A 22,124-nucleotide genomic window follows, 5' to 3' on the forward strand; every position below is an offset into this window, starting at 1 on the left:
GCTGCACCAACAAAGGCAGACGTGGAAGCACCAGGCCCGGCGTCTTCCTCGGCGAGCTGCGTCCAGCAGTGGCGCAGGTGAGCTGGCTGCGTCGGGCTGAGCTGGCTGCGTCGGGGTGAGCTGGCTGCGTCGGGGTGAGCTGGCTGCGTCAGGCGCAGGTGAGCTGGCTGCGTCAGGCTGCGCGGGTGCGCTGGCTGCGTCGCGCGCAGGTGAGCTCGCGTCGGGCTTTGGCGCTGGGCTCAGGCGTTGGCGCTGGGGCGCTTGGCGAGCTTGCGGCCCATGCGGCGCTTCTTCAGGGCGCTGAGCTTGTCGATCATCAAGACGCCGTTCAGATGATCGTTTTCGTGTTGGATCGCCACGGCGAGGAGGCCGTCTGCCTCCAGCTCGAAGGGCTTGCCTTTGGCATCCAAGGCGCGCACCACCACGCGCTCCGCGCGCTTGATCTCCTCGCTGACGCCCGGGAAGGAGAGGCAGCCCTCGTTCCACATTTGCGAGCCGTCCGTCTTGGTGATTTCCGGATTGATGAAGGTCCGGAGATCGCTCGGCTCGTCCTCGTCCGCGATGTCGATGACGAAGATGCGCAGACCCACGCCGACCTGCGGCGCGGCGAGCCCCACGCCGGGGGCCGCGTACATGGTCTCGGCCATGTCCTCCGCCAGCTGGCGGATTTCCGCCGTTACCTTTTCCACGGGCTTGGCTACCTCGCGCAGGCGCGGGTCCGGGTATTCGAGGATCTCGAGGACTGCCATCGGATGCAAAACGTAACACCCACCTGGGAGTCCCGCAATTGGCAGACCCTCAGCTCGCGGTGGTCGTGCGCGTGCTCTTCTTCGGATACACGAGGCGCCCGGAGACGTAGGCATCGTTGCCACACAGCTCCCAGCGGGGCGATTCGATACGGGGCGCGTCTGCGGGATTCTCGGGGCCGGCCCAGTCCACTGCGCCCGGCCGCCCGCGAGGACCGAGCAGCACCGGTGCCAAGAACACGTGCATCTCGTCGGGCAAACCGCCGGCGAGCAGGCTGCCCGCGAGCTCTGCGCCGCCTTCACACAAGACGCTCACGACCTCGCGCAGCGCCAGCTCGCGCAGGGTGACGCGCAAGTCGCAGCGGCCTTCTGCCGAAGCAGGCACTCGGATCACGCTGACACCGAGATCTTCCAGAGACTCGGCCACGGCGCGGGATGCATCTACCGTCGTCACCACGCAGGTGGGCACCTCTTTGGCCGTCTGCACCAGCTGGCAGCTGGTGGGGATGCGGAGCTTGCTGTCCATCACCACGCGGACGGGGCTGCGGCCCGGCACGTCCCGGACGGTGAGGCGCGGATCGTCCGCTATTACGGTGTTGATGCCCACCATCACCGCGTCGTGCCGAGTGCGGAGCAGGTGAACGCGCGCGCGGGAGTCCGCGCAGGTGATCCACTTGGAAGCGCCGGTGCGGGTGGCGATGCGGCCATCGAGGCTGACGGCCAGCTTGAGGGATAAGTACGACGCCTGCTCGGTGATGTACTTGCTCCACGGCTCGATGAGCTTCTTGGCTTCTTTCTCGAGCACGCCGACGACGACTTCCACCCCGGCGGCTTCGAGCCGCTCGATACCCCCACCCTCGACGCCGGGATTGGGATCCTTGCAGCCGACCACCACGCGGCCGATGCCCGCCGCCAGAATCGCGTCCACGCAGGGCGGGGTCCGGCCCTCGTGGTTGCAGGGCTCCAGCGTCACGTACAGGGTCTTGCCCCGCGCGGACTCCCCCGCTTCCCGGAGGGCGACGATCTCGGCGTGCTCCAGGCCGACTGCGGCGTGAAAGCCTTCGGCAAGGATGGTCTCGCCGTCCGCCACCACCGAACCCACGTGGGGATTCGGCGAGGGGTCGCCACCCTGGGCGATCTCGATGGCGCGGGCCATCAACTTGGCATCGACGTCAGCCACTTGGGTTCTCGGTGATCTGGAGCGACGGCTCCGAGGGGGACTTTAGCGGGCCACTCTCGGACCCACAAGGCGACCACTGCATCAGGAGCTCTTCCGGGGAGTGTCGTCCAACCCGCGCGCGTGAACGAGCGCGCTCATTTCGCGCATGAACTCGTCGATGTCGCGGAACGACTTGTAAACGCTCGCAAAGCGCACGTAGGCGACCTCGTCGAGCTTTTTCAGGCGCGCCATCACGCGTTCGCCGATTTCCATGGAGCTGACTTCGCGCTCACCGCTCTCCGACAGCTCGCGTTCCAGGCACTCCGCTTCTTCTTCCAGGGCGTCGGCGGATACCGGTCGCTTGTTGCAGGCGATGCGCAGGCTGGCGAGCACCTTGTTGCGGTCGAAGGGCTCGCGTTGGCCGTCCTTCTTGACCACCGTGGGCAGCGATAGCTCCACTCGCTCGTAAGTGGTGAAGCGGCGTTTGCAAGCGTCACACTCGCGGCGGCGCCAGGTTACCGTCCCACCGGTGACCAAGCGCGAGTCGACCACCCGACTCTCCATCTGACGGCACGACGGGCACTGCATGTCTCAGCCCTCGTAGGCGGACAGCACGAGCGTCGCGTTGGTGCCTCCGAAGCCGAAGGAGTTCGTCATCGCGTGCCGAACGCGGCGTTCCCGCGCGGTGTGGGCGATGAAGTCCAGAGGGCACTCGGGGTCCTGGTCGTCCAGGTTGATGGTGGGGGGCACACGCCCGGTCTCGATGGCCTTCACGCAGATGGCCGCTTCCACGGCCCCCGCGGCGCCGAGGAGATGTCCCATCATGCTCTTGGTGGAGCTGACCCACAGCTTCTTGTCGAGGGCGTGGGCTCCGAACAGCTGGGCGATGGCCCGCGCCTCTTCCACGTCCCCCGCCGGCGTGCTGGTGCCGTGGGCGTTGATGTAGTCGATGGCATCGGGCGCGAGCTTCGCGTCGGCCAGCGCTTGCTTCATGGCGCGCAGGCCTCCCGCGCCGCCGGGAGCGGGCTTGGTGATGTGATAGGCGTCGCTCGAGGCACCGAAGCCGGTGATCTCCGCCAAGATGCGCGCGCCGCGCTTCTTGGCGCGAGTGAGCGATTCCAGGATCAAGGTGCCGGCGCCCTCGCCGCACACGAAGCCGTCGCGGCCCGTGTCCCATGGGCGACTGGCCTTCTCGGGAGCGTCGTTGCGACGGCTGAGGGCGAACATGGCCGAGAAACCCGTGACGCCGATGGGCGAGATGGTCGCTTCCGCGCCACCGGCGACCATCACGCTGGCGCGTCCGTCGCGGATCCAGCGAGCGGCTTCTCCGAGGGCGTGGCCGCTGGAGGAGCAAGCGCTGGTGTGGCAGATGCTCGGGCCGCGGAGCCCGAAGGCGATGGACACCTGTCCGGCCGCCATGTTGGCGATGAGGGAGGGAATGAAATAGGGGCTGACCTTGGTCGGCCCTTTGTGCTCGAGAACCAACGTGCAGCGCTCGAGATTTTCGACGCCCCCGAGCCCCACGCCAATGAACGTTCCGGTGGTGTCGCGCTCTTCTTCCGTGAGCTCGAGCCCGGCGTCCTCGATCGCCATCTTGGTGGCGCCCATGGCGAAGGTGATGAAGCGCGTGGCTTCCTTGAGCTTCTTCCGCTCCATGTACTGAGCGGGGTCGTAGTTCTTCACCTCGCAGGCGAAGCGGGTGGGGTAGCGTTCGTCCAGCTCGAACAGCGTGATGGGGCCCGCCGAGCTCTGCCCAGCGAGCAGAGAATTCCAGGTGGGCTCCAGGCCCACTCCGTTGGGCGTGACCAAGCCCATGCCGGTGACAACGACGCGCTCCATGATGCTACCTCGTGGAAGGGGTGAGTCCGTGCACACGGCCCCCGTCCGCGTGGGTGCTCGCGCCGCTCGAAGCGGCGCGGCACCAGCGCCTGAGCTCAGGCGCTTGCGTTCTTGTTGATGTAGTCAATCGCATCCTGGACGGTCCGGATTTTCTCCGTGTCCTCGTCCGGAATGTCGATTTCGAAGGCCTCTTCGAAAGCGAGGACCAGCTCGACCAAACCCAACGAGTCAGCGCCGAGGTCGTCGATGAACGTCGACTCCGCCTTGATGTCTTTCTCGTCGACGTCGAGCTGTTCCTTGATGATCCGCTTGACTTCGGCCTCGATGTCCCGGCCTGCCATGGTGCCTCCAACTGGGGATACGCCTCTTTACGAGGTCGGCTTTGGTTGTTCGTTTCCGAAACCGGAAATTCTCACATGTACATGCCGCCGTTGATGCGCAGCGTCTGTCCTGTCACGTAGCTCGCCTCGTCCGAGGCCAAGTACACCACTGCCGCCGCCACGTCCTGCGAGGTACCCGCTCGCCCCAACGGGACTGCGTCGAGCATGGCCTTCTTGGCCTCCTCGGGCAGCGAGCTGGTCATGTCCGTTTCCACGTAGCCCGGGGCGATGGCGTTGACGGTGATGCCGCGGGAGGCGTACTCCCGCGCCAAGCTCTTGGTCACGCCCAAGAGCGCGGCCTTGGAGGCCGCATAGGCGGTTTGCCCGACGTTTCCCATCTCTCCGACCACGCTGGACAGGAACACGACGCGACCTGTGCGGGCCCGCATCATGCTCTTGATGGCCGCTCGGGCGGTGGCCACGGCGCCCTTCACGTTCACCGCGAAGATACGATCGAAGTCCTCTTCCTTGAGCCGCAAGAGCAGGCCGTCCACGCTGATGCCGGCGCTGGCCACCAGCACGTCGAGCCTTCCGAGGCGTTTGGCGATGGCAGCGACCGCGGCTTCCGCAGCGGCACTGTCTCCGACGTCGAACTGAGCGATCTCCGCCTTGCCGCCTGCGGCGGCGATGCCCTCTGCCACGCTCGCCGCGGCCTGTTCGCCGTTCACGTAGCCGATGACCACGTGGGCTCCGGCAGCCGCGAGCGCCTCCGCGCTGGCTCGGCCGATCCCGCGCGAGCCACCGGTGATGACGCAGACTTTGTTGCTCAGATCGAACATGACAAATGTGCCCGGGATGCCCCGCGGCGGGCCGTGTTTACCACGCCGGCGGCCAGGTCTTGGGCGAAAGATGCGTCGACCACGCCGAGCCCCCTGCGAAGCACCCTGCGCACCCTCAATTTTTCAACGATTCCAGCGCCTTGGTGACGCCTTCCGGGTCGCCGACAGCGACCACGGAGATGCGCTTGTCGATGCGCTTCACCAACCCCGCCAGGACCTTGCCCGGTCCGATCTCCAGGGCGAGGTCCACGCCGCCGTCGGCCATCGCGCGGACGCTCGCATCCCACAGCACCGGAGCGTCGATCTGACGCACGAGCAGCTCGGCGATGCGGTCGGCGTCCGAGTTGGGCTTGGCCTCCACGTTGGAGATCACCGGGAACTCTGGCGCCGAGAGTGACACGCTCTTCAGGGCTTCCTTCACCGCCTTGGCAGCGGGGGCCATCAGCGCACAGTGGAATGGCGCGCTCACCTTGAGAGGAATGGCCTTGAGCTTTCGCTCTTGGGCGAGCTTCATCGCGCGTTCCACTGCGTCCTTCTCGCCGGCGATCACCACCTGGCCCGGGGCATTGAAGTTGGCGGGCGCGACCACGCCACCTTCGGCGGCGTCCCCGCACAGGTTTCGAACCTGGTCCGCGTCGCCCCCCATGATCGCGGCCATCGCGCCGTTGCCCGGAGGCACCGCCTCTTGCATGGCCTTGCCGCGCAGGTGCACGAGGCGCACTGCATCTTCGAGCGCCAACGCCCCCGCCGCCACCAGTGCGCTGTACTCGCCCAAGGAATGGCCGGCGGCGAACGCAGGAGGAGCCAGCTCCGGGTGCGCCTCCCGCAGCGCCGCCAATGCGGCGATGCTGGCGGTCACGATCGCCGGCTGGGTGTTCTTGGTCAGGGTGAGGTCGGACTCCGGACCTTCGAAGCACAGGCTGGAGAGCTTCCAACCCAGCGCTTGGTCGGCCCGGTCGAAGACCTCGCGGGCCTGAGCCGACGCTTCGTACAGCGCCTTGCCCATGCCCACGACCTGTGTCCCCTGTCCGGGGAATAGCCATGCCACGCTCATGGGGCCCATTGACACCACGAGAGTGCTCGCGGTCAAGACTACATGCGCACCAGCGCGCTCGCCCAGGAGATGCCGGCGCCCAGCGCGCACATCAGCACCGTCTGACCGGGCTTGATGCGGCCGTCACGCACGGCCTCGTCGAGGGCGATGGGGATGCTGGCGCTGGAGGTGTTGCCGTAACGCTCGATGTTCAACACGAAGCGGGAGAGGGGGATCTCGAGCCGCACCGCGACTTGGCTGATGATGCGCATGTTCGCCTGGTGGGGCACGACCCAGTCCACGTGCTCGGCCTCGAGCCCGGCGTGGGCCAGCGCCTCCCGGGACGCGCTGGTGAGATTCTTGACGGCCACCTTGAAGATGTCGCCGCCGATCATGTGCACCTTGTCTCGAGCTTGCTCGATACCCTCGGCGGTGAGGGGCTCTTTGCTGCCTCCGGCGGGAATGCACAGGGACTCCGCCAGCGTGGCGTCGGTGTACAGCTTGGTGGAGAGCACGCCTCCGCCGTCGTCGCTCGCGGGGGTCAACACTGCCGCGCCGGCGCCGTCGCCGAACAGCACGCAAGTGGCGCGATCTTCCCAGTTCAACACGCGAGACAAGAGCTCCACGCCGATCACGAGCACGTTCTTCGCCATGCCGGTTCGGATGAACTGGTCGCCGATGGACGTTGCGTACAGGAAGCCCGCGCAGGCCGCCGCGACGTCGAAGGCCGGAATGCCGGGACAGCCAAGCTTCTGTTGCACGAACGCAGCGCACGCGGGCAGCGGCATGTCGGCGCTGATGGTGCCGACGACGATCATGTCGAGGTCCTTGGCCTCGAGTCCCGCCGCCTCGAGGGCACGCCGCGCGGCAGCGACGGCCATGTCGCTGGCGGCCTCGTCGCTGGCGGCCACGCGCCGCTCCTTGATGCCGGTGCGTTCCCGGATCCACTCGTCCGACGTGTCCACGACCTTCTCGAGGTCGAAGTTCGTCAGGATCTTCTCGGGAACGTATGCCCCCGTTCCGGCGATGCGGCTTGCCGGCGCTCCGTCCGTGACCATGGACGTTTCGTACAATCTCCCCGCCGCGCGGTCACGGGAAAATGGTTCAACCAGCTGTGAAGCCGGCTACGCAGGTTGCGTAGCTTCGTGCGCTCAGCTCTCGCTGGCGTCGCTCTTCAGGACCGCGCGGCCCTTGTAGTGCCCGCAGGACGGACACGCGCGATGCGAGACCATGGGCGCCGAGCAGTTGGGGCAGGGCACCACGTTGGGGGCCACGACCTTGTCGTGATTGGCGCGACGCATGTTGCGCTTGCTGCTGGACTTACGACGCTTGGGAACTGCCACGGCGAATGCTCCTACTTCTTGTGCTCCCGCAGCCGCTCGGCGATGGCCGCCAGGGGTGCGAGCCGCGGGTCGAGGGGGGCGCTCGGCTCCGAGCCCTCGGCGCTGGGAGCGGGCGGGATAGCGGCTTTGTCCTCGGAAGGCAAGTCGGAAACCGTGGGGGACATGGGCAAGTCGAGCAGGATGAACTCCCGCACGAAGGTGTCCAGTACGACCTTCTCACCGTCGTAGGTGTCCTGGGCCGCCCGCTCGTTCGACAGCTCCGGGTCGTCGTGCCAAGCGCGATGGGACTTCTTGGCGGGTTTTTCCGGCGTCTGCGCCTGAAGCCGACCTTTCTTGCGGCGCGGCTTGCGCTCCCGTCGGCGCGCCCCAAGGTCCGGCAAGGCTTCGGAAAGCATCAGGAATATGTCGGGCTTCAGCGGGACTTGGACGGGCGCCAAGGTGCGCACGCAGGTCATGGTCACGGCCAGCTCGGCGTGGCCGCGCACCATCACCTGGCTCCCGTTCTTCAACAGCTCCACTTCCACCTGGCCCGGACCGGCGGAGCTGGCCTCGCTGCCGGCGAGGGCGGCATCCACCCACGCCTCGCTGAGCTCGAAGCGAACCGAGCGGGGGCCGTCGTCCAGATCGGCGACGGAAATGACGAGAGAGGGCTCCACGGTGGGGCGGAGGCTAGCGCTCCCGGCGCCAAGTTCAAGCTTCGTGATAGCGTCCGCGCGCCATGTGGGCCTGGTTATCGCAAGACGGCAGGAAGCGTCGGGTGGCGATCGCCCTCGTGGTGTACGCCGTCACCACTGGCGTCTACTTCGCGTTTGCCGCGCCGGGCACGTTGCGCGCCCACACACCGTTCAACCACTTCGCCCTGCTCGCCGACTCCTGGCTGCACGGGCGACTGGACCTGGGTGGACCACCGCCGCCCTACGCGCAGAACAACGACTTCGCGAGCTTCGGCGGCAAGTGGTTCGTGACCTTCCCGCCCTTCCCGGCGGTGCTGTTGCTTCCGCTGGTGAAGCTCGCCGGCTCCGCCGAGAACGTCCAGGACGGGCAGTTCTTCATTTGGCTCGCCGGTCTTGGCCCGGCGGTTCTGTTCCTGGCCCTGGAAAAGCTCCGACGCATGGGGCTCGGCGAGCATGGCGTGTGGGGCAGCCTGGTGTTCACCTGGCTGTTCGCCTTTGGCAGTGTGTACTTCTTCACCGCCGAGCAGGGCACCGTCTGGTTCGCGGCACATGTCGTGGGGGTGGGCTTGGCCGCGCTCTACGTGCTGTTCGCGCTGGACGCGGAGCGACCGGTGCTGGCGGGGTTGATGCTCGGACTCGGTTTCCTCACGCGCTCGCCGCTGCTGTTCGCCGCTCCGCTGTTCGTGCTGGAGGCCGTGCGCGTAGCGACGAAGAGCGACGACGACGCCCCCACGTTCCGTACTCTCGGCTCCCTGGCCGCCCTCGCGAAGCTATGGCAGAGCCTCGACAAGCGACGGCTGTTCACTCGGCTCGCGTGGTTCGCCGTACCCATCGTCGGGATCCTGGCGCTGGCCGCTTGGCACAACCAAGCGCGCTTCGGCAGCCCCACGGAGTTCGGCTATCGCTTCCTCACGGTCGCGTGGCGCGGGCGCATGGAGAAGTGGGGGCTCTTCAACTACCACTTCTTCGGCAGGAACCTGGCAGTGATGCTGTCCAGCGTGCCGTGGATCCCACCGGCGCCGCGGCAGGTGCCGTTTCAGATCAGCCAGCACGGTCTCGCGTTGTGGGTGACGACGCCGCTGTACCTGTGGCTCTTGTGGCCCCGGCGCTGGACGCGCCTGCATCTGGCGTTGTGGCTCACGGTCTTGGCCGTGGCGGTGCCGACGTTGTTCTACCAGAACACCGGCTGGATCCAGTTCGGGTACCGCTTCTCCAACGACTACGCGATCTTCCTCTTCTGTCTGTTGGCCATCGGCGGCTACCGCATGAGAACGCTGTTCTGGTCCGCCGCGCTGTGGAGCGTCGTCGTCAACGGCTGGGGCGCTATGTCCTTCGGTCGCGGCAAGTTCGACCCCTACTACTACAACGACCCCAGCCAGCGCGTGCTACACCAGCCAGACTGATGTCCGATCGGATCCGGGAGCTCGTCAAATCCGTGGAGGCTCAGGGCGTGGACAGCCCGTACCTCGAACGCCTGCGCCGTCCGCGGGGGCAGGCCGAAGCCGCGATCGCGTCGCTGCAGCACGAGATCGTCGGCGAGATGGCCGCGTCCCTCGGGCGAGCGGAAGATCACATCAACGAAGCCTTGCTGCGCCTCGATCTCTTGGGTCGCGAGCTCGACCGAGGCGAGCGGCCGGAGCTGGTGGAGGAGTTCAACGCCCAGCGAAAGGTCGCCGAGCGCCGGGTGTGGGAGCTTCGCGTTCAGCGGGAGGCGCTGGGCATTCGCCGAAACGAGATGCTCGCTAAGTTGTATCCGATCCCGCCGCGGCGTTGACTCACTTCACCTGGAAGTTCTGCACCGCCCACTCGAGTTGTTCGGCGTTCTTCTCCATCAGAGCCTTGGTTCCACCGGATTCCAGGAGATAGATGGTGGAGTCCGTCAAGAACACCGTGACCGTATACAGGTGTGGTGAGCCGCCTTCGTCGTGGCCGAAACGGAGCTGCTTGCCCGCGAGCCCGGCCTTGGTCTTCACGTCGGCCTGACTCAAGAGCGCGTATCCGCCGCGCTGACGCATCCGGTTTTCGATGGCGCGAGTCCAGAAGTCCAGCGTGCCCTTGGGGTCGTTGTCGATCTCCCGTACGGCGATGACCAGACCGTCCGCGGTGGTCGCGCGGTAGTCGTAGCGTTCCTGATCGGGCAGCTCCACGAAGCCCGGCGGTGTGGCCGCCACGAAGGAGTTGCCGCAGCCGGTGGCGAGCAGCAAGAAGAGCAATCCGAACGTCGTCTTCATCACATCCTCAACAGCTCGCCCAGGCCGAGGGTATCCAGCCAGGGGAAGGGGAGTCGGACCTTCGAGTCCACGTGATCCGTGGGCCGTGCCGAGAAGGTGACCGTGATGGTGGAGAAGTGGACCAGCTCCGTCAGCAGCTTGAGCCGACCCTTCATGCGCTCCAGCTCGCCCGTCACTCTTTCGAGCTCTTTCTCGACGGCGATGGCGTCGGGCACCTTGTCGGCCTTCTCGAGCAGCTTCTCGAGGCGTTTGCGCACCACTTCCAGGTTGCGCATGCGGATCTGCAGATCGACATACTCGCTGGTGACGTCCTGCACGCTCACGTTCTTGTGAAGCACGTCGCCCAGCTTGGTGATGTCGGTCACCGAGCCGTCGAACTTGCCGGCTGGCACCCGCACGGTGATGGTGCGATCGTCGCGCTTCACCAGGTAGCCGCCCGCCTGCCGAGCGATCTTCTCGACCGCGTCCATCGCCTTCTTGGCCTCGAACACGGCCATGTTCACGTCGGCCGTGTAGATGAGCATCGGAGACGCAATGGTCGCCCCCTGGCCGCTCGTCGCCACGCCGGTGTCGGGCTCGGGCTGAGCGCCCGGAGCGGGCGTCGGAACGTCGGGCTTGGTCTCCGTCCGCTTTGGCGGTGGCGCGGGCGGGGGAGGCGGAGCGTTCTGCGGCGCCGGGGCGCCGCCCGCGAGAGGAGCATCCTCCGCGACGCGCGCGTCATCGGCTTCGTCCACGCCGGCGGTGGCGGTGCCCGGCGCATACATTTCCGGCTCTGCAGCCGCCGCCGTTTCCGTCATCGGCGCCTCGGCCGCGTAGTCGGCGCTCTTGCTCCCCGCGTAGGGCGCCGAGCCACCACACCCGACGACCAGGAACAGGGCTACGAGGAGCCCGACAAGGTGCGTGAGTCTCGCCATGGTCCGAACCTCTCCCGACAACGTCCTGGCCGCGGGCCGCCTTACAGCTTCGCGTCGGTTTTTCCGGCCGCAGCCGGCTTGCCACGCTTGATCGTGATTTTCTCGATCTTCGGTGGGTCGATGGCGCGGTCACCCCGTACCGAGGTGCTCGCCAGCTTCTCGATCACGTCCTCCGGCTGGCACTTGCCGAAAATCGTGTAGCCGCCATCCAGGTGCTTGGCCACGCCGTCCATGATGAAGAACTGCATGCCGTTCGTGTTCGGGCCGCGGTTCGCCATGCACAGCTGGCCCCGCTCGTCGTGGTGGGCGTCCTCCCAGATCTCGTCCGGGATCACGTAGCCCGGCTCTCCCGCACCCGTTCCCGCGGGGTCGCCGCCCTGAATCATGAAGCCTTTGATCACGCGGTGGAAGGTGGTGCCGTCGTAGGCCGGCTTCTTCACCCACTTGCCCTCCGGGGTCTTGAAGGGACGCTTGCCGCGAGCCAGGCCTACGAAGTTCGCCACCGTGATGGGGGCCTTGTCCTCGTACAGCTCGCAGCTCAGCTTGCCCATGCTGGTGGCGATGGTCGCTTCCAGCGGTCCCTTGCCGGGCAGCCCCTTCGTGGCGTCCGCCAGCGTGAACTTTCCCTTGACGGGATCGTCGGGGGACACCGGAACTTCCGCCACGGGCTTGGCGCTCACCTTGCGCTCCGGAGGCTTCACGGGTCGAGCGGGCTGCTTCGAGCCGGGGTCCCCGTTCGCGTGGCCGCTGACGAGCTGAGCCGTGGCCTTGGGCGCGGGCTCCGGCGAGCGCCGCGGCTCGGGCTCCGGCGCGGGCGAGTCACAGGCCGCGAGCAGTGTTCCGACGACGGAGGCGAAAAGAATGCGACGCAGGGTCATTACCGGCGGAAGGTTCCGCCGAAGCGGCGTCGAGTCAAGAGTCGATCACCACCTTCTGTCCCGCGCGCACCCCGTGGCTGCGGGTCCAGCCGGCGTTCAGCTCCAGCACGTAGGTCGCGGGGCAGGGGACGGTTCGGGGCTCGTCGTTGAGCGTCGGGACCTGCTCCAAGATGCCCGCGATGGTGCCGTCCTTGGCGATGAACAGCATGTCCAGGGGGATGCAGGTGTTGCGCATCCAGAAGGTACGCACGCTCTCGTACGGCCAGGAGAACAGCATCCCGCGATCCGCCGCCATGCTCGTGCGGTACATCAAGCCGCGCTCGCGGTGATCTTCCGCCGCGGCGATCTCCACGCTGACCTTCGGCGAGCTGGGCGCATCCACGAAGCGCACGCTGCCGCTCGGAAGGTCGTAGTTCTCCGCCGGGTCCTTGGGACAATGGGCCGCCTTCTTTGCCTTGTCCGGCGGCGTATCCGAGGTGGGGACCACGCAGCTCGGCTTGTCCGGCGCCGAGCTGGCAGTGGCCGCTGGCTCGGGGGAAGCGTGCTTCTCCGGGGCGGGATCGGTCTTGTGTTGGAGCGGCGCGGAAGCTCGCGGTTCGGGCCGCGGGGCCGGCTCTTCCACTCGCTCGCAGCTCGCGAAGGCGACGGCCGCCGCAATCAACAACGGAACACCACGCATGCTCCGCCTCTTAGCGTGGATCGCTCGGCGTGTCGTCGGAGCAGGTGAGCCAGCGTGCGTGGTCTCGTGGCACACCCTGTGACCGTGCACGGTGCAACACGGGGCGTGCATTTGCTGTCGTTTTGCCGTCTTTCCCGCATTTGTCGGCTTCCGTCGGGTGGCACGTTGGTTGCTTTTTGGCGACGGACAAATGGGGCACTTCAGGGTGACGCGGGACGGGCTCGGGAGCCGGAGTGGACAACCAGCTGTAGCGGCCATCGCGCCCTCGGCTATGCTCGCCGCGATGCGGGTTGGCCTATTGGGTGGTGCATTGGTGCTGGTCACGGCCTGCGGCGGCAGCGTGGGGGGCGACGGCAGCGGCGGCGGCACGTCCTTCGGTGGTAGCGCTGGCACGGGCGCCACCAGCAGCGGTGGCTTCGGCGGCAGCACCGGCGGTTTCGGTGGCAGTACCGGTGGCTTCGGTGGCAGTACCGGTGGCTTCGGCGGCAGCACCGGCGGCACCGGTGGCACCGGCGGCTACGTCGACCCCGGCTGTCCCGACGCGGGGCCGCCACCGCCTCCACTGAACCAGTGCGATCCCTTCGGCTCGCCCACCGGCTGCGACCTGGGTGAGGGGTGCTACCCCTACGTGCAGTATCCGTCCGGCAAATGCGACAAGGAGCAGTACGGCACGTACTGTGCGCCCGCCGGCAGCGGCAAGCAGGGTGATCCGTGCGGCGGCGAGCTGTGCGCGGCCAATCACGTGTGTGTCATCACCGGCGTGGGCACCCAATGCGTCCAGCTCTGCCCGCTGGTCGGCGCGGACAACTGCCCGTCGGGTCTGTTTTGCGTTCCCATCGACGTGGAAGGCTACGGCGGATGCTTCTGAAAAGAGTGTTTGCGACCGGGCTCTGCTCGCTCGGTCTCGCGGCACTGATCCTCCCCGGCTGCGGCGCGAAGTCGGGCCTGCGCGAAGGCCTCTCCGACGCGGGTGCGGACGGTGCGGACGGAAGTGACGGCGGAGACGGCGCGGTCGGTCCCGAGTGTGTCGACGTGTCGGACTGCAACACGGAAGATCTGTGTCAGCCCGAGCGCTGCCTGGATGGACACTGCGTGGCGTCGGAGCCCAAGAACTGCGACGACGGTGACGAGTGCACCGGGGACAGCTGCAATCCCGCGACGGGCGAGTGCGAGAGCACGCCGCTGACCTTGGACCAGGACGGCGACGGCTTCCGCGGTCCGCGCCCGGGCTTCGCGGCCGGGGCTCCGGGGTCGTGCGGAGACGACTGCGACGACACCAGCGCCAAGGCCTTTCCGGGCAATCCAGAGGTGTGCGACGGCGTCGACAACGACTGCGACGGCATCATCGACAACGACATGAAATACGTGCCGTTCGGTCCGGAATCCATCCGCGTCTCGGCGACGGACTTGCTGCAGGCGGGGCATGGCGGCATCGCCTTCAACGGCGAGCTCTACGCCGCGGCGTACGCCGGGCAGAAGAGCGCGTGGCGCAGCTACGTGAAGGGGCTCAACCCCGACGGCAGTACCGCCTTCGGGACCGAGCCGATCACCAACATCCCCAGCGACACCTTCACCGGACCCATCGTGTGGACGGGGGCCGAGTTCGGCACCGCCTGGGAAGACCGGCGGGACAACGACTACGAGATCTACTTCAACCGTGTCGACGCGTTGGGCAAGAAGCTCGGTCCCGATCTACGGATCACGAATGCTCCGGGGTTCTCGTTGCACCCCGCGGTGGTGTGGAACGGCACCGAGTTCATGTTGGCCTGGGACGATCGGCGGAACGGGCCGAGCGACTATCGAATCTACGGGCAGCGCGTCAGCGTGAAAGGAGACCTGATCGGAGAGAACGTCGAGCTCACCGGCAAGTTCAGCGGCGCCGAATCTCCCAGCATGGCAGAGGGCGAGAAGACCATCGCCATCGCCTTCAACATGGGGGACTCCATCGGCAAGAAGATCGGTTTCCGCGCCTTCGGCCCGGACTTCGGCTCACCTCAGGACTTGGTCGTGCTCTCGACCGACAACGGCGTGAATCCGTCCATCGTCTGGAACAAGGACCGCTACGTCGTGGTGTACGGCAAGCGGGACGCGGTACCGGGTCCCGCAATCTGGGGCGTGGTGGTGGACGAGTCCGGCAAGGTCCTGGTCCAGGAAAAGCAGATCACGTTTGGCGCCAGCTTCGCGCGCACGCAGGCGATCCTGCCGCTCGGGGATCGATTGCTGCTGGTGTGGGCGGACGACAAGGACGGCAACTACGAGCTCTACAGCAAGATGCTGTCGCCCTCGCTTCAGGAGCTCACGCCCCGCCAGCGCATCACCAAGGATCCCAGCGACTCGGTCTACCCGTCGATCGCGTTCGGTCCCGACGGCGACGTGGGCGTGCTGTTCGACGATCGGCGCACGGGCAACTGGCAGGTGTACTTCTCCCGCCTGGTGTGCTCCGCCGGAAACTGACGCTCACTCGCGACGCCGGGGCAGGCCGGCCTGGTGCACCTTCCCAGGTAGCCGGCGTCCGAGCACGTTCTCGGCGACACGGCCGGCCTCGATGAGCTTCGCGAGATCGATGCCCGTCTCGATGCCCATGCCGTGAAGCATGTAGACGAGATCCTCCGTAGCCAGGTTGCCGGCGGCCCCCGGTGCATAGGGGCAGCCGCCCAGCCCGGCCACGGACGCATCGAAGTCGCGAATGCCGGCATCCACGCCCATGAGCGCGTTAGCCAGGGCAGTGCCCCGGGTGTCGTGGAAATGCAGAGCCAGCTTCTCCCGCGACACGTGATCGAGGAACAGCTTCAAGATGTTGCGGGTCTGAACCGGCGTGCCGACGCCAATCGTGTCGCCCAGAGAGACCTGATAGCAACCCAGAGCGAGCAGCTTCTCGGTGATCTCCAGCGCCTTCTTGGGGTCCACTTCGCCTTCGTAGGGGCAACCCCAGACGGTGGACACGTAGGCCCGCACGCGCATGCCGGCTTCCAGCGCCGGTGGGACGACCTCCGAAAAGGTGTCGAGAGACTGCTCCACGGACTTGTTGGTGTTCTTCTTGTTGTGCGTCTCGCTCGCGCTCATGAACACCGCGATCTCGCGGAGCCCGGCGGCCTTCGCTCGCTCGAAGCCCTTGGCGTTGGGGCACAAGGCGCTGAGGGTGACGCCCGCCGGCGCGGTCACCTCGGTGCACAGCTCGTCCGCGTCCGCCAGCTGCGGAACCCAACGCGGAGACACGAAGCTGGTCAGCTCGATGCGCCGGAGCCCCGAGGCGAACAGCGCTTCGAGCAGGTGCTTCTTGGCCTCGAGGGGGATCGGGGCCGGCTCGTTCTGCAGGCCGTCGCGAGGCGATACCTCGTAGACGGAGACGCGATCGGGGACCTGGGACAGCATCGAAAACCTACCGCAGGTTTACCGCATTTTGGCGGCGGGTGGGCTGCTCGTCAGCTCTCGAGCAGCCGCATTTGGCGTTGGCGGGGGTGGCGAGAAAACTCGATGGGGTATTCGCCGCTCCAGCAGGCATGACAAAAGGAATCTTCGTTCAGCACCGGGAGTGACCGGGCGCTGCCATTTTGGGCCGGCCGTGCCGCTCGGACTGCGTCCACCATGGCGTCCAAGGACAGGTAGGCGAGCGAATCACTGGTGATGTACTGGTTGATTTCGTCGATGCCGTGGCTGGACGCGATCAGCTCTCCCCGGGTGGGGGTATCGATGCCGTAGAAGCACGGCCAACGCGTGGGTGGGCTGGAGATGCGCATGTGCACCTCTCGGGCGCCGGCGTCGCGCAGCATCTTGACGATCTTTCGGCTGGTGGTCCCGCGTACGATGCTGTCGTCCACCACCACCACCCGCTTGCCGCGCAAGGTCTCGCTGATGGGGTTGAGCTTCAGACGGACGCCGAAGTGGCGAATGCTCTGCTGCGGCTCGATGAACGTCCGTCCGACGTAGTGGCTCCGCACCAGACCCATCTCGAAGGGCAGCCCGGAAGCCTCGGAGTAACCGATGGTCGCCGGGACTCCGGAGTCGGGAACCGGGATCACCACGTCGGCCTCGACCCCGTGCTCCTTGGACAGCGCCCGGCCCAGGTTCTTGCGGGCTTCGTAGACGTTGATGCCGTCCACGGTGGAGTCTGGGCGAGCGAAGTACACGTACTCGAAAATGCAGCCCTTGCGAGGAGCGGGCGCGAAGGGGCGCATGCTGCGCATGCCCCGGCGATCGAACACGACCATCTCGCCCGGCTCCACGTCCCGCACGAATTCGGCGTCGATGAGATCGAAGCTGGTGCGCTCGCTGGCCACGACGTGGGTGTTCTGCTTGCCCGGCATGATGCCGATGCAGAGTGGGCGAATGCCCATCGGATCTCGCGCCGCCACCAACGACCGATCCGTCAGGCACAGGAGTGAGTACGCGCCCTGCACCTGGGTCAGGGCGTCCGCGATGCGATCTTCCACCGCGCGCTGAGTGCTCATCGCCGTGAGGTGGACGATGACTTCCGTGTCGCTGCCGCTCTGGAAGATGGAACCGCGTTCTTCGAGCTTCTCGCGCAGGGCTTCGGCGTTGGTCAGATTGCCGTTGTGCCCCAGGGCCAGGGAGCCGCGGGCGTAGTCCACCGCGATGGGCTGGGCGTTCTTGAGCAGGCTCGCCCCGGCCGTCGAGTAACGCACGTGGCCGATGGCGTTGCTTCCCTTGAGGCGCTCGAGTTGATCGGGTGGAAACACGTCGATGACGTGCCCCATGCCTCGATGCAAGAACAGCTGCTCACCATCGCTGGTGGCGATGCCGGCGCTCTCTTGTCCTCGATGTTGGAGCGCGTGAAGCCCGAGGTAGGCCAGATTTGCCGCCTCGGGATGGCCGTAGATACCGAACACTCCGCACATGGGTTCTTCGCCCCCAGCCGAGGTGGGTGGCCGGGCGCCGCGAACTTTGCCTGCTCGGCGGCCCGAGTGCCAGCCCGACCCACCGGGCGAAGCTCCCGAGCTTTTGTGAATTCCGGCCAGCGGCGCAGGGAATCGTTCAGCTTTTCCGCGTTAGTAGCTATCCTGTCGCCCCAATGGGTGCCTTTGAACAGCTGCTCGAGACGTGGCGGTCGAATCCAGCCGCGGACTCCACGCTCGCGCTCTGCTCGTATTTGAGCCAGTACCCCCGAGAAGATCTGGTCCGTGAGGTCGGAGCTCGTGCCGAGCAGTGGCATTCCTCCGACGCCAGCGTGATGCTCGCCGTGGGTCGGATGTACCTGGACGCCACTCTGCACGCGGAAGCGCAGGCGGCACTGGTGCTCGCGGGTAAAGCAAACCCTCGCGATCCTCAGCCTTTTCGCTACCTGGGGGAGGTGCTGCTGCGGCGTGGCGATGCCATCCGGGGCGAGAAGGTGTTGGCGCGAGCGATCGAGCTCGGTTCCGCCGACCAGGAGACGCGCCTGTGGCACGATCGGGCGCTGGTCTATGTCGCGCTGCAGAAGAGGGTAGGCGCCCCTGCCGTCGCCGCCGAGGTTGCCCGTACGCTGCCACAAAAGACCAGCATTCCGGCGCCGGCCATGGCCGAGCCCAAGCCCGAGCAGCCCAAGTGGACCGGTGAGGAACCCCCGACCCTGCCCAAGGCGACGCCTCCGAACCGTGTGCCCACCGGTGCTCGACCACCGGCGGGAGGCGCTCCGGGGGTTCGGCCGCGCTCGGTTCCACCCCCGCTGCCGCCCACGGCGCCGGGTCCGCGACAACCTCCGCCCCGCTCGGCGCCGCCCCCGCCGCGCCTCCCCAACGTGGGTGCCTCGCCGTACACCGGCGGAGCCGCCGCGCCGGCGATGGCCCCCATAGCCCCCGCTCCAGTGCGACCGCCCCCGCCCGTCGCCGTCGCGTCCCCCGCGACCTTCGAGGAAGACAGCGCACAGACCACGGTACAGAACAAGCCGCCGGAGCCGCCGCTCCCCTCCTTCGAGGCGCCCATGAGCTCGCCGGCGATGCCCCTCGTCGGCTCCACCGACGTCGCGCCCGCTCTCCCGTCTCCGCCCCTGCCCGCCTTCGGCTCCGCCGACGCTGCGCCCGCCCCTCCGCCCCCGCCGGCCTTCGGCTCCACGGAGGGTTCGCCCGCCGCGTCCTCGTCGACCGCGCTGCCGGCGTTCGGAACGGGCGCTGCGTCGTCCGTTTCCACGCCGGGTTACCGCCCGCCGGTAGTGAGCACCGCGGACGAGTTCGTCGACATCGCCAACCCCTCGGCAGAGATCGTCCTCGAGCACCTGGCCCGCGTCGGCGTGTACGAGCCCGGCGGTGGTGCGCCGCCGGCTTGGGAGAAAGCGACGCCGGTCAAGACCCGTGGCAGCTGGGTGCTGATCCTGGCCACGGTGTTGTTCCTCGGCGCGGGGGGCGGCGCCTACGCTTACGCCCGCCACGTGACGCAGCAGCGCATGGCGCAGGCGCAGCGCATGAACGACGAGGTGGCGACGCTGCTCCACAGCGGCAGCGTGGACGACCTGCGATCCACGGACGACAAGCTCGCCAAGATCTTCGACCTCGATTCCCGCAACAAGCGCGCGGCGCGACTGTGGCTGGAAAACCGGGTGCTCGGCGCGCTGATGCTGCCGGACGAGCCTCGCGGCATCGACGCCGCCGTGCACCGGGCCAGCGTCGCAGAGGTTCCCGAGGTCGAGACGGCCTTCGGTCGCATCGCGTCGTTCTTGGTCGAGGGAGATCTCGCGGGTGCCGCTGCGCTCTTGCCCAAGTGGGACAAGACCGCGGGCAACGACGCCTACTACCAGCTGACGGCGGCCGCTGCTCTCGAGCGTGCCGGCGACATCCGCGCGGTGGAGCGCTATCAGGCGGCGCGGGAGCGGGACGACAAGCTCGTGCTCGCCGACATCCTTCTCGCGCGACTGGTGCTCTTGGAAGTGGGCGTGGACAAGGGCAAGCCCCTGGTGGAGGCCGCGCGCAAGAAGGCCGGTGACACGCCCAACACCAAGGCCCTCTCGGCGCTCGAGTGGGCGGTGGATCCGGCGCGCAGCAAGGAGCCGCCGAAAGAGGCGCAAATCTCCGCGGACGACGAGAAGCACCTGATACTGCCGCTTCGTCCGGTGCCCTACGTGGTGGAAGCGCTCACTGCCATCAACGCCGGGCAGACGGACAAGGCCAAGAAGGCGATCGACGGCGCCATCGCGCTCACCGTGAGCCCCGCCATGGCCACGCGCCTCGGCTTCCTCGCGATCCAAGCCGGCGACGAAAAGCTCGCGCGCAAGGCCGCCCTTCGCGCGCTGCAGTTCTCCGCCTTGTATCCGCAGGCGCGCGTGCTCGCTTCCCGCGTCGCGCTGCTCGGTGGGCGTCTGGACGAAGCCAAGAAGGCCATCGAGGAGCTCGACCCGCGTTCTCCCGACGTGGCCGTGGTGCGAGCGGCGCTCGCCTACGAGACCCTCGACGCCGGCGAGATGCAGTCCGCGGTCGAAGCCTTGGGGGACGCCAAGAAGCAGCCGGACTTGGCGGCTCTCGTGGCCGGCCCCGGAGTGTTGCTCGGCGCCCAGTACCCCGACGCCGAGGCGCTCGAGAAGATGGCTCGCCCGCAGGTCCCTTGGGGCGATCTGGTCGCGATGGACGCCGCGCTCGACACCGGCAACCTCGAGCTCGCGGAGAAGTTCGTGTCGGCCTGGGGCGGCGGCGCCTCCCGCCCGGTCTACGCCCTGCGCGTGGCACGCCTCCGGCGCTATCAGAACAAGCCGGAGGAAGCCGCCAAGGCCGGCAACGTCGCTTTCGAGAAGGGCACCGTCACCATCAGCGTCGTCATCGAGCACATCTACGATCTGGTCAAGCAGGACGACTTCAAGTCCGCTCGCGACGTGATCGCCAAGTATCCCGCTCTCCTCGGGCCCCTCGGCAACTGGCTCCGGATGTTCGTCGATGGCTCGAGCGGCCACGCCGCCGAGGCGAAGGTCAAGGCGGGACAGATGGAGCTGCCGCCGGATCTCTCGCCGCTGGTGATTCGGGTGCTCGCGGGTCGCGGCCTGGCGGTGGCCAAGGACAAACGCGCCAAGGCCTACGTGCAAGCGCTGGCCAAACGCTACCCGAAGAACGGGGACGTGCTCGAGGCGCTCGAAGCCGTGAAGTGAGCGCCGTGCCTGGGCGTTTCCCCGACTGAATTTGTCGGGCCGGCGCGAGCCCCGTCGTGGCCGCGGCGGCCCGACATGATCTCGTCAGTTGGTAGTGACCACCACGCCCAACGTCGTGGTCAGGAGGTTCTTCGCGGAGTCGCGCTCGGCCTTCTGGAAGATTTCTTTGTTCGGCGACGCATCCAGCACGAAGTCCCCGCGGTTCTCGAGCCGCAGGATCAGATTCTCCGTGGGCCGCGCTTCGAGCGTGAGCGTGGCGGTGGCCAGGGTGAGATCCGTGACCGGCTCCTCGTTCACGGTGAGGCTCGGCATGTAGCCGTCCGGTGCCTTGTAGTACTCGCCGCGGGCAGCGATGGCGTAGGTCTCGTCCAGCTGCAGGCGCGCGCCCAGCATGGCGCCGTACCACTTCTTGGTGGTGGTCGTCGTCTCGCCGTCCGCGCCCAGGGAGCGCACGCCCTCCACGCCGTAGTCCGCGTTCACCACCACGGACACGGTTTCCAGCGGATTGGCGCTGACCACCAGATCCACCAGGTGGCGCCAGGCCTCGAATTTGTTGGCGCCGCCGCGATCCACGACCTCTTCCGAAGCGGGAGCTCCGGGGGCGGGGGCGCAGCCCTTGGCCGCGGGATCGTACTCGGTGCCGGCGGCGCAGTTGGTGGTGATGGAGTCGTCCTGCTCCGGCCCACCGAGCCACCCGAGGGAGGCGCTCAGCGCGTCACTCGGCTTCACGTTCGCCTGCAGGCCGAAGGTCTTGCCGGTGTTGTTGTCCTGGGAGTTGTTCCAACCGTTCACCGCCAGTGCGGTGAGGCTCATCTCCGGGATCAGCTGCGCTTCGGCGCGAAGGCCCGTGTGGAACACCGGCTGCGCGAACTGGTACAACACGCCGCGCGTGTAGTTCATGTTCTTCTGACTCTCCGCGACCTCGGCACCATAGATGGTGTCGAACTTGCCGAAGTCGAGGCGCACCGGACCGTCCACCCCGCCCGGACGCCAGGAGGCGAAGGCCTGCCCCACGTACTGCAAGTCGATGTTGGCGTCGCCGTGGGCGTGCTCCGTGGCCGTGGGCCCGAAGCGCAGGCTGAGCATCCCGCCCACCGGATCCGGCTCGTAGCTCGCATCGACGCCTACCCAAGCAAGGGCGAAGCCATCCTGGCGATCGAATGAGCGCGTCACACGCCGCTCGCCGCCGTGAGGCTTGGGGAAGTTCCAATCCACACTGGCGTAGGCGTCCGCGAAGGCCTCGAACTCGATGGCCTCGTACCAAGGCGCGACGGGTGGCGGCGGCTCCGGTGCCATCGGCTCTGCCTTGGCTGCGGTGGCTCCGAGCAGGGTGACCGCCATCGCCGTACCCGCGCCCCAGTTCCTCGAGAACGTCATCTTCTTCGCTCCTCGCTCGCGTGAGCCGCG

General features: G+C 67.4%; 22 protein-coding genes. 5 read left to right on the forward strand and 17 right to left on the reverse strand.

Annotation, left to right across the window (positions count from 1 at the left end):
* Window positions 1–239 precede the first annotated feature (239 nt).
* From def to H6717_05390, 10 genes are all read right to left on the reverse strand, one after another.
* Window positions 240–749: a peptide deformylase gene (gene def, locus H6717_05345; GenBank protein ID MCB9576432.1), complete on the reverse strand. Its 510-nt coding sequence runs from the start codon at window positions 747–749 to the stop codon at window positions 240–242.
* A gap of 49 nt (window positions 750–798) precedes the next feature.
* Window positions 799–1,902 carry a bifunctional diaminohydroxyphosphoribosylaminopyrimidine deaminase/5-amino-6-(5-phosphoribosylamino)uracil reductase RibD gene (gene ribD / locus H6717_05350; protein MCB9576433.1) on the reverse strand — a complete coding sequence of 368 codons (1,104 nt, stop codon included), beginning with the start codon at window positions 1,900–1,902 and terminating at the stop codon, window positions 799–801.
* A 105-nt stretch (window positions 1,903–2,007) separates the two neighbouring features.
* Window positions 2,008–2,493, reverse strand: coding sequence for a transcriptional repressor NrdR (gene nrdR / locus H6717_05355; GenBank protein MCB9576434.1), 486 nt, complete (start codon window positions 2,491–2,493; stop codon window positions 2,008–2,010).
* A gap of 3 nt (window positions 2,494–2,496) precedes the next feature.
* Window positions 2,497–3,744, reverse strand: a complete 1,248-nt coding sequence (gene fabF / locus H6717_05360; protein MCB9576435.1) for a beta-ketoacyl-ACP synthase II — start codon at window positions 3,742–3,744, stop codon at window positions 2,497–2,499.
* A gap of 95 nt (window positions 3,745–3,839) precedes the next feature.
* Entirely contained in the window at window positions 3,840–4,085 is a 246-nt protein-coding gene (gene acpP / locus H6717_05365) for an acyl carrier protein (protein MCB9576436.1), read from the reverse strand.
* A gap of 71 nt (window positions 4,086–4,156) precedes the next feature.
* Entirely contained in the window at window positions 4,157–4,903 is a 747-nt protein-coding gene (fabG, locus tag H6717_05370) for a 3-oxoacyl-ACP reductase FabG (GenBank protein ID MCB9576437.1), read from the reverse strand.
* 115 nt (window positions 4,904–5,018) lie between these two features.
* On the reverse strand, window positions 5,019–5,957 hold the full coding sequence (gene fabD, locus H6717_05375) for an ACP S-malonyltransferase (protein ID MCB9576438.1): 939 nt from the start codon (window positions 5,955–5,957) through the stop codon (window positions 5,019–5,021).
* A gap of 38 nt (window positions 5,958–5,995) precedes the next feature.
* Window positions 5,996–6,994, reverse strand: a complete 999-nt coding sequence (locus tag H6717_05380) for a ketoacyl-ACP synthase III (GenBank protein MCB9576439.1) — start codon at window positions 6,992–6,994, stop codon at window positions 5,996–5,998.
* 93 nt (window positions 6,995–7,087) lie between these two features.
* Window positions 7,088–7,279, reverse strand: a complete 192-nt coding sequence (gene rpmF / locus H6717_05385; GenBank protein MCB9576440.1) for a 50S ribosomal protein L32 — start codon at window positions 7,277–7,279, stop codon at window positions 7,088–7,090.
* An 11-nt stretch (window positions 7,280–7,290) separates the two neighbouring features.
* A complete protein-coding gene (locus H6717_05390; GenBank protein ID MCB9576441.1) occupies window positions 7,291–7,935 on the reverse strand; it encodes a DUF177 domain-containing protein in 645 nt (214 codons plus the stop codon).
* Between the two features lie 101 nt (window positions 7,936–8,036).
* Between H6717_05390 and H6717_05395 the strand changes: the two genes are divergently transcribed.
* Together H6717_05395 and H6717_05400 are read left to right on the forward strand one after the other, a co-directional pair.
* A complete protein-coding gene (locus H6717_05395; GenBank protein MCB9576442.1) occupies window positions 8,037–9,356 on the forward strand; it encodes a hypothetical protein in 1,320 nt (439 codons plus the stop codon).
* Window positions 9,356–9,727 (forward strand): hypothetical protein, encoded by a 372-nt coding sequence (locus tag H6717_05400; GenBank protein MCB9576443.1) that lies wholly within the window; start codon window positions 9,356–9,358, stop codon window positions 9,725–9,727. The genes H6717_05395 and H6717_05400 overlap by 1 nt, the downstream gene beginning before the upstream one ends.
* A 1-nt stretch (window position 9,728) precedes the next feature.
* Here H6717_05400 and H6717_05405 read toward each other — a convergent pair whose 3' ends face one another.
* Genes H6717_05405 through H6717_05420 form a run of 4 tightly spaced genes read right to left on the reverse strand, consistent with a single transcriptional unit; the run spans window position 9,729 to window position 12,655 of the window.
* The gene (locus H6717_05405) at window positions 9,729–10,184 is read right to left on the reverse strand and encodes a serine/threonine protein kinase (protein MCB9576444.1); all 456 of its coding nucleotides are present in this window, start codon (window positions 10,182–10,184) and stop codon (window positions 9,729–9,731) included.
* Window positions 10,184–11,098: a DUF4349 domain-containing protein gene (locus H6717_05410; GenBank protein ID MCB9576445.1), complete on the reverse strand. Its 915-nt coding sequence runs from the start codon at window positions 11,096–11,098 to the stop codon at window positions 10,184–10,186. The genes H6717_05405 and H6717_05410 overlap by 1 nt, the downstream gene beginning before the upstream one ends.
* A gap of 41 nt (window positions 11,099–11,139) precedes the next feature.
* The gene (locus tag H6717_05415; GenBank protein ID MCB9576446.1) at window positions 11,140–11,976 is read right to left on the reverse strand and encodes a peptidylprolyl isomerase; all 837 of its coding nucleotides are present in this window, start codon (window positions 11,974–11,976) and stop codon (window positions 11,140–11,142) included.
* Between the two features lie 34 nt (window positions 11,977–12,010).
* Window positions 12,011–12,655, reverse strand: a complete 645-nt coding sequence (locus H6717_05420; protein MCB9576447.1) for a DUF192 domain-containing protein — start codon at window positions 12,653–12,655, stop codon at window positions 12,011–12,013.
* A 283-nt stretch (window positions 12,656–12,938) separates the two neighbouring features.
* Between H6717_05420 and H6717_05425 the strand changes: the two genes are divergently transcribed.
* Window positions 12,939–13,523: a hypothetical protein gene (locus tag H6717_05425; GenBank protein ID MCB9576448.1), complete on the forward strand. Its 585-nt coding sequence runs from the start codon at window positions 12,939–12,941 to the stop codon at window positions 13,521–13,523.
* Window positions 13,514–15,109, forward strand: coding sequence for a hypothetical protein (locus tag H6717_05430; GenBank protein MCB9576449.1), 1,596 nt, complete (start codon window positions 13,514–13,516; stop codon window positions 15,107–15,109). The genes H6717_05425 and H6717_05430 overlap by 10 nt, the downstream gene beginning before the upstream one ends.
* Before the next feature lie 3 nt (window positions 15,110–15,112).
* Here the strand turns inward: H6717_05430 and H6717_05435 are convergent, their stop codons facing one another.
* Together H6717_05435 and H6717_05440 are read right to left on the reverse strand one after the other, a co-directional pair.
* Window positions 15,113–16,027, reverse strand: coding sequence for a hydroxymethylglutaryl-CoA lyase (locus tag H6717_05435; GenBank protein ID MCB9576450.1), 915 nt, complete (start codon window positions 16,025–16,027; stop codon window positions 15,113–15,115).
* A gap of 50 nt (window positions 16,028–16,077) precedes the next feature.
* Entirely contained in the window at window positions 16,078–17,511 is a 1,434-nt protein-coding gene (locus tag H6717_05440) for an amidophosphoribosyltransferase (protein MCB9576451.1), read from the reverse strand.
* 173 nt (window positions 17,512–17,684) lie between these two features.
* Between H6717_05440 and H6717_05445 the strand changes: the two genes are divergently transcribed.
* Window positions 17,685–20,717: a hypothetical protein gene (locus tag H6717_05445; protein ID MCB9576452.1), complete on the forward strand. Its 3,033-nt coding sequence runs from the start codon at window positions 17,685–17,687 to the stop codon at window positions 20,715–20,717.
* Window positions 20,718–20,801: 84 nt separating this feature from the next.
* Here H6717_05445 and H6717_05450 read toward each other — a convergent pair whose 3' ends face one another.
* Window positions 20,802–22,094 carry an outer membrane beta-barrel protein gene (locus H6717_05450; GenBank protein MCB9576453.1) on the reverse strand — a complete coding sequence of 431 codons (1,293 nt, stop codon included), beginning with the start codon at window positions 22,092–22,094 and terminating at the stop codon, window positions 20,802–20,804.
* Between the last annotated feature and the right edge of the window lie 30 nt (window positions 22,095–22,124).

Source organism: Polyangiaceae bacterium (assembly GCA_020633235.1).
GTDB lineage: Bacteria > Myxococcota_A > Polyangia > Polyangiales > Polyangiaceae > JACKEA01.

Coding starts and splice junctions, on each gene's coding strand:
- def (MCB9576432.1), bottom strand. CDS start 749: ATGGCAGTCCTCGAGATCCTCGAATACCCGGACCCGCGCCTGCGCGAG.
- ribD (MCB9576433.1), bottom strand. CDS start 1,902: ATGGCCCGCGCCATCGAGATCGCCCAGGGTGGCGACCCCTCGCCGAAT.
- nrdR (MCB9576434.1), bottom strand. CDS start 2,493: ATGCAGTGCCCGTCGTGCCGTCAGATGGAGAGTCGGGTGGTCGACTCG.
- fabF (MCB9576435.1), bottom strand. CDS start 3,744: ATGGAGCGCGTCGTTGTCACCGGCATGGGCTTGGTCACGCCCAACGGA.
- acpP (MCB9576436.1), bottom strand. CDS start 4,085: ATGGCAGGCCGGGACATCGAGGCCGAAGTCAAGCGGATCATCAAGGAA.
- fabG (MCB9576437.1), bottom strand. CDS start 4,903: ATGTTCGATCTGAGCAACAAAGTCTGCGTCATCACCGGTGGCTCGCGC.
- fabD (MCB9576438.1), bottom strand. CDS start 5,957: ATGAGCGTGGCATGGCTATTCCCCGGACAGGGGACACAGGTCGTGGGC.
- H6717_05380 (MCB9576439.1), bottom strand. CDS start 6,994: ATGGTCACGGACGGAGCGCCGGCAAGCCGCATCGCCGGAACGGGGGCA.
- H6717_05400 (MCB9576443.1), top strand. CDS start 9,356: ATGTCCGATCGGATCCGGGAGCTCGTCAAATCCGTGGAGGCTCAGGGC.
- H6717_05405 (MCB9576444.1), bottom strand. CDS start 10,184: ATGAAGACGACGTTCGGATTGCTCTTCTTGCTGCTCGCCACCGGCTGC.
- H6717_05410 (MCB9576445.1), bottom strand. CDS start 11,098: ATGGCGAGACTCACGCACCTTGTCGGGCTCCTCGTAGCCCTGTTCCTG.
- H6717_05415 (MCB9576446.1), bottom strand. CDS start 11,976: ATGACCCTGCGTCGCATTCTTTTCGCCTCCGTCGTCGGAACACTGCTC.
- H6717_05420 (MCB9576447.1), bottom strand. CDS start 12,655: ATGCGTGGTGTTCCGTTGTTGATTGCGGCGGCCGTCGCCTTCGCGAGC.
- H6717_05425 (MCB9576448.1), top strand. CDS start 12,939: ATGCGGGTTGGCCTATTGGGTGGTGCATTGGTGCTGGTCACGGCCTGC.
- H6717_05430 (MCB9576449.1), top strand. CDS start 13,514: ATGCTTCTGAAAAGAGTGTTTGCGACCGGGCTCTGCTCGCTCGGTCTC.
- H6717_05435 (MCB9576450.1), bottom strand. CDS start 16,027: ATGCTGTCCCAGGTCCCCGATCGCGTCTCCGTCTACGAGGTATCGCCT.
- H6717_05440 (MCB9576451.1), bottom strand. CDS start 17,511: ATGTGCGGAGTGTTCGGTATCTACGGCCATCCCGAGGCGGCAAATCTG.
- H6717_05445 (MCB9576452.1), top strand. CDS start 17,685: ATGGGTGCCTTTGAACAGCTGCTCGAGACGTGGCGGTCGAATCCAGCC.
- H6717_05450 (MCB9576453.1), bottom strand. CDS start 22,094: ATGACGTTCTCGAGGAACTGGGGCGCGGGTACGGCGATGGCGGTCACC.